Genomic DNA, 15,324 nt, shown 5'->3' on the forward strand with positions numbered 1-15,324 from the left:
ATGGCAACACCAACCACGGAAGCAGTGCTGCAGCTGGATGGCGTGACGCTGACCGCGAAGCTGGCTGGCACACCGGTCGCGGCGCTGCGGGATTTGACCTTATCGATAGGGCGGGGCCGCGTACTGGGTGTGGTCGGTGAATCCGGTGCGGGCAAGAGCATGCTGGCGCGGCTGATTTCAGGTTTGTTGCCAGGCGGATTCACGGTGACGAGCGGCAGCATGCACTTCGCCGGACAGGACATGCTTGCCATGCCGCCAGCCAAACGCCGCGCCCTTCTCGGCCGGAAAATCGCGTTCATTCCGCAGGAACCGCTGACCGCGTTGAACCCGCTGTGGACTATCGCCGATACCTTCAATGAACATCTCGCGCGTGTCGGCGTACCGTCGAACGAACGCTGGGAAACCGCACGCAAGGCGCTGGAATCAGTACAACTGCCGGTGCCCGCCGACATGCTCAAGCGCTATCCGCATCAGCTTTCAGGCGGGCAATGCCAGCGCGTGCTGATCGCAATGGCCTTCGCGAGCAACCCGGCGCTGCTGATTGCCGACGAACCCACGACCGCGCTCGATGTCGTCACGCAAACCCGTGTGATGCGCATGCTCGCGGAACAGCAGCGCGTGCATTCGACCGCCGTGCTGCTGATCACGCACGACCTGCGGCTGGCGGCCCATGTTTGCGACGACGTCGCCGTGATGTATGCCGGCGATCTGGTCGAGTACGGTCCGGCCCGCGATGTCCTCGATGAACCGCGCCACCCGTACACGCGTGCGCTGAAATACGCGACGCCCGATCTCACCGGTCCCCGGCGCCGCTTGCCGGTGCTCGCTCAGCAAATGCCGGGCTTGTCCGTGCTGGCGGGAATCGCGGGGTGTCGTTTCGCGCCGCGTTGCCCCAGCGCCGGCGCCGCGTGCGCCGCTGTGCTGCAGTCTCGCGTGGCGCCCAACGGGCACCGGGTCGCCTGCAGCGAGGCGTGCGAGCATGCCCCGCTGATCGACAATTCGCAGGCGCCGCTGTTGCCGCCCGCGCCCGTCATGGGCGCGCAACCGGTGGCGGAACTGCGCGAGGCAGCGCTGACATACACGAGCCGCAGCGGCGTGTTCGGGCAGCACAAGACCTCTTTCCATGCGGTGAAGCCGCTGTCGCTGCAGATTTTCCCCGGGGAATTCGTGGGGATCGTGGGAGAAAGCGGTAGTGGCAAGACATCGGTGGCGCGGCTGTTGATGGGCATCGAACAGCCGACCGATGGCCGGGTGATGATCGGTGGCGAAGATCTGACGCACGGCAGCGCGGAGCGCGTGCGGCGTGCCCGCGAGCAGGTTCAGATAATCTTCCAGGACCCGCAGTCGGCGCTGAACCCGCGCCGCTCGGTCGAGCGGCTCCTGACGCAGGCGCTGGAAGCGGCCGGCGTGGCGTCGCTCGATGCGAAACAGCGCCTTGCTCGCGCGCAGTCGGTGCAACGCGATGTGGGTCTTCCCGCCGATACCCTCACGCGCTTTCCCTCGCAGTTGTCCGGCGGTCAGAAGCAGCGCGTGAATATTGGCCGGGCGCTGTGTGCATCGCCGCAATTGATTGTCGCCGATGAAATCGTGTCGGGGCTCGATGTGTCCGTCCAGGCGCAGATATTGAATCTGCTGCTGGAGTTGCGTCGCGAGCGGCAGATTGCGCTGTTGCTCATTTCGCACGATTTGTCCGTGGTCCGCTACTTGTGCAGCCGCGTGCTCGTGATGCGTCGTGGTGAAGTGGTGGAGCAGGGGCTGACCGAGGAAGTGTTCGCCGCGCCGCGCCATCCGTACACGCGTGCGCTGATCGACGCGGTGCCGAGCGACCATGCGGGAACGCCGTGGCCGCCCGCCGGGTTGGAGGAAGCGGCTTGAGCATCATGCGTGGCACGCTTTGAGAGGCTGGCGGGAAACCAACCAGTACAATTATTGATTGCAGTGACACTGCCGCCATCGCGGCGGCGTGCAAATCGTGCGAATCGTGACGAAATCGCGAGACAAGACAATGGAGAACACCATGGCAACCGCCGACCCGACGGTTATCAAGCAGCCACGACGAACTGCGCTGCGCCCGGCCACGCTGATGGAGTCGGTGTATCAGGAAGTGCTGGGCCGCCTTCAGCGTGGGCAGATTGGCCCCGATGACCGCGTGCTCGACTACGAGATCGCGGAGGAATTCGAGTGCACGCGCATGCCGGTTCGCCAGGCGCTGCTGCGCCTCGTGAACGAGGGTTATCTGGTCGGCACCACGCGCGGTTTCATCACGCCCGTGCTGACTGCCGAAGATGTGCGCGAGATCTTCGAAGTGCGCCGCATGCTCGAACCGGGCGCGGCCGCAGCGGCCGCCGCCGTGCTCACCGATGAACAACTCGCCGGCATGGGCGCGGCTTATCGCAAATGCCGCCGTGCATTCGAGCGCAAGGACATCGGGTTGATGACCGAGGCCAATGTCGAGTTCCGCGCCATCTGGCTGGAAGGCGTGCTGAACACGCGGCTGAAAGGCACGATCCTGCGTTTCGCCGATCACACGCGCCAGGTGCGTCACGGAACCATGACGAAACCTGGCACGATGAAGCTGATTGTCGACGGCATGCAGGTGCTGCTGAAAGGCTTCGTGGATCGCGACGCAATGAAGGTGCGCTCGGCGACGCAAGGTTTTATCGATGACGCCGAGCAGCAGTATTTTCTCGGCAGCGACGATGCGGTCTGACGTTTCCACGCAATGAACGACTTCACAGGCGTGTCGATCGTGGCCGCGCTCGAAGTGCCGTATACGCGTCACGCGCCGGCCGGCACGAGTACTGCGGGTTTGCTCGCTCAGGCCCTGAAGGCCGCGCTTTTGCGGGCGGAATTATCGGCGAATGAAGTCGACGGTCTTGGCGTTGCATCGTTCACTTTGCCGCCCGATCACGCGATTGACTTTGCGTGGCGTGCCGGTTTGCGCGTGGGCTGGTGCATGGACGACTGTCACGGCGGCGCGAGCGGAATCAATCTGTTGCAGCATGCCGCGCGTGCAATTCAGGCCGGCGATGCAAGCGTGATCGTCCTGGTCAGCGGGGACCATTTCGAGGCGGCGGATTTCACGTCGCTCGTCGAGAATTACAACGTAACCACGCGAACGCATCTCCGGCCGTTGAACACGGGCGGACCGAACCCTCTGTTCGCCATGCTCACGCAACGGCAGATGCACACCTCGCAATTGAGGCGCGAGGATTATGCGGCGCTGTGCATTGCGCAACGCGAGTGGGCGTCGATGAATCCGCTGGCCGTCTACCGTGAGCCGTTGACGCTCGAAACCTATCTCGCTGCGGCGCCGGTGGCCGAACCCTTATGCCGCTACGATTGCGTGCCGGTAGTGTCGGGTGCCAATGCGATCGTGCTGAGCTCGTCGACCCATCGTTGTGCTGAGCGTTCACCGGTTCGTATTCGCGCGCTGCGTGCGGCTTATAACGTCGACCATCAGCATGGCGACGGACTTGTCACGGGCCTTGCGAGCATTCGCGACGCCCTCTGGCATGACGCGAACCTCCAGCCAGCCGATATGAACCTTGTCTCGGTCTATGACGATTATCCGTCGATGATCCTCGCGCAACTCAACGACCTCGGTTTCGCCGGCGAGCAGCCCGACTTGCACGCGCTGATTCACGAGCGCATTGCATCACGCCGCTTGCCTGTGAATACGTCGGGCGGCCAATTATCGGCGGGGCAGGCGGGTGCGGCGGCGGGCATGCATGGACTGGTCGAAGCGATCACCCAGTTGCGTCACGAGGCCGGTATGCGCCAGGTGGACAACGCGCGCTTCGCGGCGGTGAGCGGTTACGGCATGGTGCAGTATCGATACGGCATGTGTGCGAATGCCGTGGTGCTCGAACGGGGAGCCGCGCAATGAATGTATTCGCTTGCGTCGCGTGCGGTCACGTTGATTTTCCCCGGCGCTTGTTGTGCCCGTCTTGCGGACACGATGACTTCGCCGAGGTGGCTGCTTCAACCGGCAGCGTTGAAGAAGTCACGATCTTGCATCATCGGGCGGGGAAGGCGGGCGGGGATATTGCGTACCTTGCGACGGTGCTGACTCACGCCGGACCGCGTCTCATTGTGCGGCTTGAGCGCTTGCTCGCATCGGGTGCCGTCGTTTCGCTGCGTCTCGAAAGCGACGGCGCCATTGTTGGTTTCAGCGACTAACTCACACGCTTCTTGAACGCTCGCAAGTCGTGACATTCCGGCGCGTTCAACGGGTCTGAACCGAACGCGGCGAGCTGCGTTTTCTGCACCTTGTTCGTCGATGTCACCGGCAACGCGTCCACGAACGCAACATAACCCGGTGCCTTGTAATAGGCCAGCCGCTCCAGGCACCACGCCTGCAACGCACGTGCGGTTGTTTCATCGCGCACGGTTCCCGGCGACACGATCACGCAGGCCATCACTTCCTCATCGCGAAGGGAATCGGGCGCGGCAATCACTGCGGTCTGACGCACATCGGGATGATCGAGCAGGCACGCCTCGACTTCCAGTGCCGCAATATTTTCCCCCGATCGACGGATGATATTTTTCTGCCTGTCGACGAAATGAAGACTGCCGTCGTCCCCGCGACGCACGATATCGCCGGTATGGAACCAGTCGTGCTGCCATGCGGCTTCTGTTGCGGCATCGTCTTTCAGATAGCCGCGAAAAAAGCCGCGACGCGGATGAGGTCCCTCACGGCGCACCAGCATGTGACCCGGCATACCGCTCGCGACCTCGTTGTATTCGGCATCGACGAGCTTTACTTCCATGCCTGAGCGCGGCTGGCCGAAACATCGCGTGCCTGCGTGACGCGGTTCGCGGCTCGATGCGATCACCACGGCGCCGCCGGTCTCGGTCATGGCCCACCCTTCAATGAGCGGAAAGCCGAAGCGCTGTTCGAACACCCGCTGATGTTTCGGATCCACGTTCGCGCCATAGCCGAATCGCACCGAATGCGTGACGGGTGCATCGGCTTCCATGCCCAGCAAGATCGCGGGCATGACGCCGAGATAATGGACGATCGTTGCACCGCTGTCCGCCACATCCGCCCACCAGCTTCGCGGATGAAACCGGTCGAGCTGGATCACGCAGCCTGCGGACAACACCATGGCCATGGTGGAGCAGGCGAGCGCATTCATGTGGAATAGCGGCAGCGGGGTGATCAGGCGTTCGACGTCCGGACGGACTTCGCACAAGCCGCCTTCCGTGATGTAGATCTCGCCAATGGACAGGAAATAGCGGTTGTCGAGAATGCAGCCTTTGGGTTTTCCCGTGGTCCCGGACGTGTAGAGAATCGCGCATTCATCGTCCATGGAGGGTGTCGGGACCGTGCGGCCAGCGCTTTCAATCGTGGGCAGTGCGGAGGTGTTCGCATCGGCAACGGGGACTTTGTCCTGGAGCGCGGCATGCAGGAGCGGCCTCGTCGTATCGATCCCGACCGCCAGCACGATCTCGCTGTGTTCAGCCACATACGCTATTTCATGCGGACGCGAGTCGGCGTTGAGCGGAACCACGCTGATGCCAAGTGCGTTGAGCGCGAAGAAATGAACGAAGAACTCGGGCCGGTTCTCGAGCAATAGCGCCACGCGCATGCCCGCGCGATAACCCGCATCGCGATAGCGTTCGGCCTGTTCATCGATCCGCTCCAGCGTTTCGCCGTATTTCAACGTCAGCGGTTCGGGCGTTGCGTAATACTTGCGAGCGGAGGCGGGAATATGCAGAAAGTCGTTGCCTGGATACTGCAATGCGGTTTGCTTGAACGCGAGATAAGGCGAGGTCAGTGTCGTCAGTGTCATAAGGCAAGAGTGATGTAACGCGTTCGGACGAGCGTTTCCGGAACGAGCGCGTAACGCCCGTTCGGATAGAAGCGCTGTAGTCAAATAACTGCGAATAAGGAAAGGATCAGCCGGGTCAGTCAGTGTCGTTGCGCAAACCCGCTTCGCGCATCAGGGGCATGACTTTCTCGCAGAAAAAGGGCAGTTCATCGGCGTAATTCACAAAGGTCAGCGCGGCGCCTGCGAACCCGCTTTCGTGAATCTTGATGAGTTGATCCACTATATGAACCGGGGTGCCGACCAGCGGAAAGCTCCCGGTCCCGGCTGCAAAACGCTGCCGATACTCGGTGAACGCCCGGTCGTCGTGGCTGTTGCTAAAGCCCTTCTTCTGCTTCATGTGATAGTCGAGCGCGGCTTCGTCGGTGTGTTCCACGGAATAGCGGTGGTAGTAATCCTGCGCCTCCTGGCCGGTCTCGCGACACACCACATGCGCCACCGTGTACACGCCAATGTCGCGTCCCGCCGCTTGTCCCCGGCCCCGGATATCGATGACATGTTCGCGGCCGGCGTCGAGTTCCGAAAACGTAGTGAACAGATAGTCGCAATACTTCGCGGCGAAGTCGCGGCCCGGTGCGCCAAACGCGGCGTTCATGGTGACCGGACGAGGCGCCTGCAAGGGCACCGGCCGTGAAATGGCGCCTTTCAAATGATAGAACTCACCCTCGAAATCAAAGGGCTCGGCCGACGTGTAGAGCCTCATCAGGATCTCGGACCATTCAGCCGCCTGTTTATAGGCCTCCGGGATCAGCTTCACGCCGAACATGTCGAACTCGTCCGGGTTCCAGCCACACACGATGTTCAACCCCACGCGCCCGTGACTGATGTGATCGATGGTCGCCAGCGCCTTCGCCGCATACAGCGGATGCACGAGCGGCACGTGAATCGTCGAAAACAATGCAATGCGCCGCGTCACCGCGGCCAGCGCCGCGGCGAACGTGAAGGTCTCGAAAGACCATTCCCGAACATGCGTGGTGCCGCTGAAGCCGCGCCATCGCGCAATGGGCAGGAAAAAGTCCATGCCGCCCGCGTCGGCCGCGACGGCGGCGCGCTGCACGTCGTCCCATGTTGCACGCCATTGCTCGGGCACCGTCGTGAACGAGAGGCCGCGATCCGCATTGGCTGCAAAGACGCCGAGCTTGAACGCGTGAGCGAGTTGCATCGGATTCGCGGTGAGTTCGGTCAAGACAGGCTCCTTGAGATCGGCGGCAGTCATCGATGATGATTATTGAAGAATACTGAATTCAGAAAAATCGCATGTCAAGGATCACGTGCAATGCGTTGCGCTTGTGCGAAAACGGACCGGGTTGGGGCATGCGTGCCGCAGGAAAAGTTCGCCGCGGTGCAGCGATGTTTGCCGCCATACTTCGATGCATCAAAACCGGTCGTGCCATTCAGAGTAACAAGCCCGCTTGATCTCAACAAGCGCGATGCAGGTGCAAAAATGCCTTGAAGGCAGCAGTTCCATGAAATTTGTGCCGCGATCACACCGCTCCGGCGGCTAGTGATTGCCGCGCTGCTCATGTTCGGTTTCATGCGAATCGCGTTGCGAGGAGTGAACAACCCCGTTCCATCGGCTGAGCATCCCACCCCGTCGCGCCCCTTCGCCCCAAAAACAATTTTGGCAAGTTCTTGACGTCCAATTTTTACTGAAATAATCTGAATTCAGAATGTTGATGGAGACACAAACCATTCTCACGAAATGACGCTGCCGTCCCAGGGACTTGCGTGGCGCGGCGAGTTCTACCCGGAAGTCCGAAGTCCGACGTCACGAACAAACGAAATCACGACATCAAGAAGTCTCGTCATCCACCCACGATCTTTAACGGAACCCAAGTGAAAACTCCTCTTATTGCTGCATCGCTCGCCGCGTTGTGCGCGAGCGGCTCCGTGTACGCTCAAAGCAGCGTGACGCTGTACGGGATCATCGACGAAGGCCTGACCTTCTCGAACAATCAGCTTGGCGCGAAGGCTTATCAGATGCAAAGCGGCATTTCGCAGGGCAGCCGTTGGGGGCTTCAGGGTGCTGAGGATCTGGGGGGCGGGTTGTCGGCGATCTTCCGGCTCGAGAACGGTTTCGACATCAATTCGGGCAAGCTCGGGCAACAAGGCCGCGAATTTGGCCGCGGCGCTTACGTGGGTTTGTCGAGCACCACGTTGGGAACGGTCACGCTCGGTCGTCAAAACGAAATGATGGGCGACTATGTGGGCCTGTACACCGCGAACGGCAACTGGGGCATCCTGTTCCCGCATCCGGGCGATCTCGACAACACCGGCATCGACTTTCGTATCAACAATGCTGTCCGATACACCTCGCCGGTCTTCTCCGGCATCCAGGCGTCGGCGTTGTACGGATTCGGGAACGTGGCCGGCGCGACCAACCGCGATGCGGTCAAGTCGGTCGGCGTGAAATACGCGGGCGGTCCGGTCGCACTGGCCGCGGCGTACACATCGATCGATCACCCGTCCGAAGCCGTGCCCGAAGGCGTGTGGACGGCGACCAACACGGTCGATGGCAACTATGGCCTTGCCGCGTCGAAGTACCAGTCGTTCGGTATCAGCGGGCAGTACTCGTTCGGCGCCGCAAAGATCAGCGCCGACTATACGAACACAAAGTTCCTCGGACTGGACCCGACGGTCGGCGCCAACATCAGCGGCCATGTGTCGTTTAATATTTTTGAAGTCGTGGCGAGCTACTTCGTGACACCGTCCGTGCAACTTGGCACCGGGTACAGCTATACGCAAGGTCAGGTCTCGGCGACGTCGCAGAAGCCGAAGTATCACAACTTCGATGCGATCGTGGACTACTTCCTGTCGAAACGCACCGATACCTACTTGCAGGCCACTTACATGCACGCAGCAGGTGACGCTCAGTACGCCGATCTCGCGCCCGTCTTGCAGCGCTCGAGCACGCCCAACCAGATCGAAGTGCGATTGGGGCTGCGCCATCGTTTCTGACCGTCAATAATTCATCTTCGCGCGTGCCACGAGTCAAGTCGCGGCACGCTTTCGTGCATCTTCATCCGGCGCGATGCCGGGACACAGGAGTATCGATGGACAGTTTCGAGATCGACGCGAAGCGCAGGCAATGGTTGTTGGGCTCGCTGGCCGCAGGGGCTGGGCTGATACTGCCGTGGGACTTCGCGCGTGCACAGGGTTCGGCAAGCGACGATGTATTGAACATTGCGTACATGTCCGACGTGCCGACCTGGGACCCGACGGCGATCACGGTGCCGCAGGCGCAATCCATCTACGAGACCGTCTTCGATTCCCCGCTGCGCTACTCGCCAACGCTGAAGCTGGAAGCGCGCCAGATCACGGCATGGAAGTGGCAGGACAAGACCGACCAGCGGCTTGAAGTGACCTTGCGCGACGACATCCTGTTCCACGACGGCTCGAAGCTCACGACCGCCGATCTGAAATACAGTCTTCACGATCGTCCGTCCGCCGACAAGAAGCTGGCTGTTGGCGGGATGTTCCAGACGCTGAAGGATGTCGAGATCATTTCGCCCACACGCGCCGTGCTGGTGTATGCGAAGCCAACGCCGGCCGCGCCGATCTATCTCGCGTTCCTGGCTGGCTACATTGTGCCGAAGGCGTACATGGAGAAGGTCGGTATCGACGGTTTCCTGGCGAAGCCAATTGGCGCCGGGCCCTACAAGCTGGTTGACTACCAACGCGGTTCGCGCATCGTGCTTGAAGCCTTCGATAAATACTGGGGCGGCGTTCCGGCCATCAAGAACGTCACGTTCCAGATCACGACGGAACCGTCGGCGCGGGTGGCCGCGGTCGAATCCGGCCGGGCGGGCGTGGCCGTGCAGATTCCGTTGCGCGAGGCGCAGCGCCTGGCGAAGACGCCGGGCATCACGACGAAGATCTATCCGTACAGCGAGATCTACATGCTGCGCATGCCGAACTACGTCAAGCCGTTCGACGACGAAAACGTGCGCGCAGCCATGCATTACTCCATTGATACCGCCGCGCTGTCCAAGGCGTTCTACGGCGGCGAAGCCGTGCCTTTGTCCGTCACGGCCACGCCCGGATCGCCCGCGGACGTGCCGGGTTTCAAAATTGGCTTTGACCCGCAACGCGCGATCGCGGCGCTCGCGAAGTCGGGGTATGGTCCGAACAAACCGGTGAAGGTGCCGTTCCTGACGACCAACGGCACGTTCCCGAGCGACTACGACATGGCGCGGGCGATAGCCGGCATGTGGCAGCGCGTGGGCATTCAGGCGGACCTTACGCAGACCACCATGGCCAAGGTGATCGGCGAGATCCAGGCGACCAAGATGAGCGGTGTGCTGCTCTATAGCTGGGCCAACTCGACCGGCGACCCCGAGAACTACACGGGCCGCATTCTCGATCCGCGCCTGCGTTTTTCCGCGTGGAAAGACGACTCGCTGGCGCCGCGTGTCGAGGCCCTGATGACCGAGGTCGATGAAGACAAGCGTATGGCGGGGTATCGCGCGCTGAGTCAGGAGGCATCGGAGAAATCGTGGGTCGTGCCTTTGCTGCAGGCCGTGACCACGATTGCGTACCGATCGAATATTGATGTGAAGACCTTCGACAGCGGCTATATCCTGCCTGTCGAATATAAGCGCAAGTGATGTCCGGTCCTTTTCAACCAGGAGCATGCGATGCAGATTGAAGATTCCGTCGCCTTCGTGTCCGGCGCCAATCGCGGTGTAGGTGCACGCTTTGTCACGAGCCTGCTCGAAGGCGGCGCGCGCAAGGTGTATGCCGCGGCCCGCGATTCCAGCGCCGTTGCTACAGGCGACTCGCGAATTATCCCGATCACGCTCGACATCACGGACCCGGCACAGGTGGCGCAAGCTGCGGCAACAGCCGGCGATATCACGCTGCTGATCAACAACGCCGGCATCAACCGGCTCGAGCGAGCCATTCTTCCCCGCGACGCTGCCGCTGCCCGCGTTGAAATGGAGGTGAACTACTTCGGCACGCTCGGCATGTGCCGCGCGTTCACACCCGCGCTGATCGCCAATCGCGGCGCGGTCGTGAACATGCTGTCCATTCTCGCGCGTGTCGGCTTGCCGATGATGGGCTCCTTGTGCGCGTCGAAGGCGGCGGCGTTGCGCATGACCGAATGCCTGCGTGCCGAACTCGCGGAACATCATGTGCGGGTGCTCGGCGTGCTGCCCGGCGCGATCGATACCGACATGAGCCGCGACTTTCCACCACCGAAGCTGTCGGTAACCGAAGTGGTCGACGCCGTGTTCGCCGCGCTCGCGGAGGGTCCCGACGAGGTGTATGTTGGCGCGATGGCGCAAGGCGTCCGTGCGGGTCTCGCGGCCGATCGCGATGCGGTCCAGAAGCAGTTCGCGGGTTATCTTTGAACATCGACGGAGGAGAGATGATGAGCGGTCAGACAATACAGGTGACGGCGCACGACGGCGGCAAGTTCGCGGCGTATCTCGCGAAGCCGGCACAAGGATCCGGTCCCGGCCTCGTGCTGCTTCAGGAGATTTTCGGCATCAACGGCTATATGAAGTCGATGGCCGACCGTTATGCCGAGGAAGGCTACGTGGTGCTCGTTCCGGATTTATTCTGGCGCATGAAACCGGGTGTCGAACTCGGCTACGGCGAAGCGGATTTCAAGGAAGCGCTCGGTTACAACGAAAAGCTCGACGAAGAGAACGCGGTCAACGACATTGCCGCGACCATTGCCGCGATTCGCGCTCTGCCTGAGCAGGCAGGCAAGGTCGGCACGATTGGTTATTGCCTGGGCGGCCGTCTTGCGATGCTCGCCGCCGCGCGCACCGACGTGGATTGCGCCGTGAGCTACTACGGCGTGGGACTTGACGCATACACGAGCAAGATCCCGGCGATCCACTGTCCGATGATCTTCCACTTCGCGGAGAACGACGCGATGACGCCGACTGAGTCGCGTGAAAAGATCATCGCGGCGCTGAAGCAAAAACCGTCGATTGAAACCTACGTGTATCCCGGTTGCGATCATGCATTCGCGACGCCCGAGCGCGAGCATTTTGACAAGCCCGCGGCCATGATGGCGTACTCGCGGACCATGGCGCTGCTGCGTAAGGTGCTCGGTCCCGTGTACGACCTGAACCAGCTTTGGGAGATGCATTGCTACTACGAATTCGGCACGCGCGACGTCAACGCCGTCATGCCGACCATGGTGGCGCAGCCCTACGTCAACCACGTTCCGACGATGACCGGCGGTGTGGGCCATGACCAGTTGAAGCGTTTCTACAAATACCATTTCGTCGATTCAAATCCGGCCGACACGCGTTTGATTCCGGTGTCGCGCACTATCGGCGCGGATCGGGTGGTCGACGAGTTCGTGTTCTGCGCGACACACGATCGGGAAATCGACTGGCTGTTGCCGGGACTCAAGCCGACCGGAAAATACTTTGAAGTGCCCATGCTCGCAGTCATCTGTTTTCGCGGCGACAAGCTGTACAACGAGCATATCTATTGGGACCAGGCGTCGGTGCTGGTGCAGATCGGCGCGCTCGATCCGACAGGCTTGCCGGTCGCGGGCATTCAGACCGCGAAGAAAATGGTCGATGAAACCCTGCCGACCAACACGTTGATGCCGAACTGGGCATCGAGTGAGGGCAAGCCGGTTTAATCTGGAAAACGCGACGTAAAGATGACGTAAAGGGCGACGGCGCCAAGCGGTTCCGTCGCCTGAAAAGAAAAGCACCCGCCTTATCGCATGAACAAGCCGCCGTTCACATCCCAGCATGCTCCGTTCGCGAAGTAAGCATTCTCGGCGGCGAGCATGACGGCCACATCGGCGACGTAATCGGCCGAGCCAAGACGTCCGCCTGGAATGCTCGCGACAACCGCGCTCAACTTGTCGGCGGGCACGCTTTCATGAACGATGGGCAAGTCCATCGGGCCGGGTGAAATGGCGTTGACCGTCACGCCTCGCGAGGCTAAGTCACGCGCGAAAACCTTGGTGAGCGTAATGACGCCGCCCTTCGATGCCGCGTAGTGCGCACCGGTTGCCGAGCCGCCATTCTGCCCGGCGAGCGATGCGATGTTGACGATGCGCCCGGCGCCTGCATCGGCGAAATGCTGGCCGAAAACCTGGCATCCGAACAACACGCTGCGCAGATTCACCTGGATGACATGATCGAATTGCTCCGCTGTGATGTCCATCACCGGCACGACCTTCGACGCGCCCGCGTTGTTGACCAGAACATCAATGCGTTGCCACTTGTCCAGGATCGCATCGCGCGCAGCGCTGAAATCTTCTTTCGATGTCACGTCGAGATTCAACGCAAATGCGCTCGAATGATCGGCGCTGAGTTCGCTCGCCAGTTCCTGTGCGGCATTGAACGTTATGTCGCCAATCGCCACGCGATAACCCGACGCGTGAAAGCGCCGCGCAATGACCGCGCCGAGACCTCGGGCGGCACCCGTCACCAGGACTACCCTGTCCGTCATGCTGTTTCCGTCCATTGAGCAAACGAGTCTTCAAAACAAGCTTCAAAACAGGCGGCGATAGCGCACACGAGTTCGTCCACGCCCTTGCGCCCGACAATCTGCAAACCTGCTCGCAGAGGCGAGCCGGCGATCGGCAGGGGCAGGCTGAGCGCCGGATGACCGCTGAGATTAAATGGCCGGATCAATGACGACATGGCAATGACCGACGTCCCGTTGCGCGCCGCTTCCAGCGTGATCGGCAACGCGGGCAGGGTCGGCAGCACAATTGCATCCACGCTCTGCAACGCATGATCGACCTCGTCGGTAAAGCGCGTGCGCACCGACTCAGCGACGGCAAGATCAGCCGCCGTCGTCTTCGACGCCGTGCGCAGGCGTGCAACCAGATCCGCACCGAGCTTTCCCGTCTCGAGCAGATGCCCGAATGCCGCCCACGTTTCGGCGTTGATCACGGTCAGTCCCGCATCGAAAGCGGCGCGCAGGTTGAGCAACTCGATGCCCTGCGACGCGAAGCCCGCAAGCGACGGCGCGTTGGTCACAGCGTCGCTGATCTCACGGGTTGCATCGGCGGACACTACGCCAATCCTGACCGATGACGGCATCGTGTTCGCCACGCGTTCATCGAAGCCCGGTGTGATAGCGGCCATTACATCGATCAGCGTCAGCATCTCGCGGGCAAACGGGCCGACGCAATCGAGGGTGCTCCGTGCCGGCGCAACGCCGCGTCGCGACACGCGTCCGAACGTAGGTTTCATGCCGATTACGCCGCAGCACGCGGCAGGGCCGCGTACCGAGCCGCCGGTGTCGGTGCCAAGCGCCGCGCTCGACAGATGCAGCCCGACCGCCGCCGCAGACCCGCTCGACGAACCGCCCGGAATGCGCGTCTCGTCCTGCGGATTTTCAGGCGTGCCGGTGTAGTCGTTGATGCCGGTCATGCCGAACGCCAGCTCGTGCATGTTGGTCTTGCCGACCACACGCCAGCCCTGCGCGAGCAGGCGGTCCACCACTTCCGCGTGACGTGGCGCCGGCGGCGCGCCCAGCAGCGCGCGGCTTGCCGCCGTGGTCGGATAGCCGGCGATATCGATGGTGTCCTTGAGCGCAATGCTCGGGCCGTCGGCGTCGCCAAGCGTAAATTCGCTGATGAATTCGTTCATTGCCTGAGGGCGCCGGAGCTGCCGGTGGGAGAGGGATGGACCTGCCAGGGTGCATCGAACAGGCGCTGGGTGCGGAAATGCCTAATGAGCCAGTGCTTGCTGCCGGCGGCCGGCACGAAATCCACTTCAAGTCTCGCCGATACCAGCTCGGCCCCGCCCGTCACATAGCCCGATGCCTGCAACATGATCCAGCGCCCCGTGGCGTGCGTCGCGGCGGCGTCGACATCGATAGTCTCCGACGCCATGAAGTGCGTGTTCACGCTGAAATGCGGCGTGGGCGGCAGATAGCGCGCAAGCATGGCGACGATCGCTTCCCGGCCGGTCAATGCGCCGAACTTCTCCGCGTACTCGGGGCCGATGCCTTGCCATACAGCGTCAACGCTGAACAACTCTGCGAGCGTCTCGGCAGGCTGGCCACCCGATGGAACGTCGCAGAGCGCCATGTATCGCATCATGGTCTGGCGCACCGCACGCTCGGCTTCGAGCATGGCGAGCCGGGCTGTGATGTCGGCCAGCGCTGCCTCTGTCATCTCGTTCATGACGGGTTGGGCACGGTCAGCGCCCGGCCTATGCGGGCTTCGATCTTGCCGTAGCGCCACAGGTTGTATTCACCCACGGGAGTGGTCCGGTACAGGTTGCAGACGGCGGCTGCTGTGTCGAAGGTGTCGACGTCCGCCATGATGTAGAAGGTCCACGGTGCGCCGGCGGCCTGACCTACAACCACGCGGTCGTCGTCCATGATGCCGAGGACCTTGACCCCCTCCATGGCTTCGATGCTCTTCAGCATGACGCCGTATGCCTGCCAGACCGTGCCGATCTGCTCGCGCGGAAGGTCGAAGAAATTCTGCGTCACGCCGCAGCAAAACAGTACGCGCAGAGGCAACGATACGTTGTCCACCATG

Annotated in this window: 14 protein-coding genes; 8 read left to right on the forward strand and 6 right to left on the reverse strand. The window is 61.9% G+C overall.

The features are described from left to right. The 4 genes from ABH944_RS13035 to ABH944_RS13050 all read left to right on the forward strand — a co-directional run bounded on the left by ABH944_RS13035 (position 1) and on the right by ABH944_RS13050 (position 4,182). A complete protein-coding gene (locus ABH944_RS13035) occupies positions 1–1,875 on the forward strand; it encodes an ABC transporter ATP-binding protein (protein WP_404606369.1) in 1,875 nt (624 codons plus the stop codon). Between the two features lie 142 nt (positions 1,876–2,017). Further along, positions 2,018–2,710 carry a GntR family transcriptional regulator gene (locus ABH944_RS13040; protein ID WP_404606371.1) on the forward strand — a complete coding sequence of 231 codons (693 nt, stop codon included), beginning with the start codon at positions 2,018–2,020 and terminating at the stop codon, positions 2,708–2,710. Between the two features lie 12 nt (positions 2,711–2,722). Then, positions 2,723–3,889 (forward strand): thiolase family protein, encoded by a 1,167-nt coding sequence (locus tag ABH944_RS13045; RefSeq protein WP_404606372.1) that lies wholly within the window; start codon positions 2,723–2,725, stop codon positions 3,887–3,889. Continuing rightward, positions 3,886–4,182 carry a Zn-ribbon domain-containing OB-fold protein gene (locus ABH944_RS13050; protein ID WP_404606374.1) on the forward strand — a complete coding sequence of 99 codons (297 nt, stop codon included), beginning with the start codon at positions 3,886–3,888 and terminating at the stop codon, positions 4,180–4,182. The genes ABH944_RS13045 and ABH944_RS13050 overlap by 4 nt, the downstream gene beginning before the upstream one ends. Here the strand turns inward: ABH944_RS13050 and ABH944_RS13055 are convergent. Both ABH944_RS13055 and ABH944_RS13060 read right to left on the reverse strand, forming a co-directional pair. Beyond that, the gene (locus ABH944_RS13055; protein ID WP_404606376.1) at positions 4,179–5,798 is read right to left on the reverse strand and encodes an AMP-binding protein; all 1,620 of its coding nucleotides are present in this window, start codon (positions 5,796–5,798) and stop codon (positions 4,179–4,181) included. The genes ABH944_RS13050 and ABH944_RS13055 overlap by 4 nt on opposite strands. Positions 5,799–5,913: 115 nt before the next feature. Next, positions 5,914–7,020, reverse strand: a complete 1,107-nt coding sequence (locus ABH944_RS13060) for an LLM class flavin-dependent oxidoreductase (RefSeq protein WP_404606377.1) — start codon at positions 7,018–7,020, stop codon at positions 5,914–5,916. A 650-nt stretch (positions 7,021–7,670) separates the two neighbouring features. Between ABH944_RS13060 and ABH944_RS13065 the strand changes: the two genes are divergently transcribed. From ABH944_RS13065 to ABH944_RS13080, 4 genes are all read left to right on the forward strand, one after another. After that, positions 7,671–8,792 (forward strand): porin, encoded by a 1,122-nt coding sequence (locus ABH944_RS13065; protein ID WP_404606379.1) that lies wholly within the window; start codon positions 7,671–7,673, stop codon positions 8,790–8,792. Between the two features lie 95 nt (positions 8,793–8,887). Then, positions 8,888–10,441 carry an ABC transporter substrate-binding protein gene (locus ABH944_RS13070; RefSeq protein ID WP_404606380.1) on the forward strand — a complete coding sequence of 518 codons (1,554 nt, stop codon included), beginning with the start codon at positions 8,888–8,890 and terminating at the stop codon, positions 10,439–10,441. A gap of 30 nt (positions 10,442–10,471) precedes the next feature. Next, positions 10,472–11,188, forward strand: a complete 717-nt coding sequence (locus ABH944_RS13075) for an SDR family oxidoreductase (protein ID WP_404606382.1) — start codon at positions 10,472–10,474, stop codon at positions 11,186–11,188. Between the two features lie 20 nt (positions 11,189–11,208). Further along, positions 11,209–12,447, forward strand: a complete 1,239-nt coding sequence (locus ABH944_RS13080) for a dienelactone hydrolase family protein (protein ID WP_404606383.1) — start codon at positions 11,209–11,211, stop codon at positions 12,445–12,447. A gap of 80 nt (positions 12,448–12,527) precedes the next feature. On the opposite strand, the gene ABH944_RS13085 is transcribed toward ABH944_RS13080, so the two are convergent. From ABH944_RS13085 to ABH944_RS13100, 4 genes are read right to left on the reverse strand one after another with little or no spacing between them, the layout of a single operon-like run. Then, the gene (locus tag ABH944_RS13085; RefSeq protein ID WP_404606384.1) at positions 12,528–13,271 is read right to left on the reverse strand and encodes an SDR family NAD(P)-dependent oxidoreductase; all 744 of its coding nucleotides are present in this window, start codon (positions 13,269–13,271) and stop codon (positions 12,528–12,530) included. Then, positions 13,268–14,422 carry an amidase gene (locus ABH944_RS13090; RefSeq protein WP_404606386.1) on the reverse strand — a complete coding sequence of 385 codons (1,155 nt, stop codon included), beginning with the start codon at positions 14,420–14,422 and terminating at the stop codon, positions 13,268–13,270. The genes ABH944_RS13085 and ABH944_RS13090 overlap by 4 nt, the downstream gene beginning before the upstream one ends. Next, positions 14,419–14,961, reverse strand: coding sequence for a nuclear transport factor 2 family protein (locus ABH944_RS13095; RefSeq protein WP_404606387.1), 543 nt, complete (start codon positions 14,959–14,961; stop codon positions 14,419–14,421). The genes ABH944_RS13090 and ABH944_RS13095 overlap by 4 nt, the downstream gene beginning before the upstream one ends. Continuing rightward, positions 14,958–15,323, reverse strand: a complete 366-nt coding sequence (locus ABH944_RS13100; protein WP_404606388.1) for a hypothetical protein — start codon at positions 15,321–15,323, stop codon at positions 14,958–14,960. The genes ABH944_RS13095 and ABH944_RS13100 overlap by 4 nt, the downstream gene beginning before the upstream one ends. Position 15,324: the final 1 nt, after the last annotated feature.

Source organism: Caballeronia udeis, assembly GCF_044909315.1.
GTDB classification, from domain to species: Bacteria; Pseudomonadota; Gammaproteobacteria; order Burkholderiales; family Burkholderiaceae; genus Caballeronia; species Caballeronia udeis_A.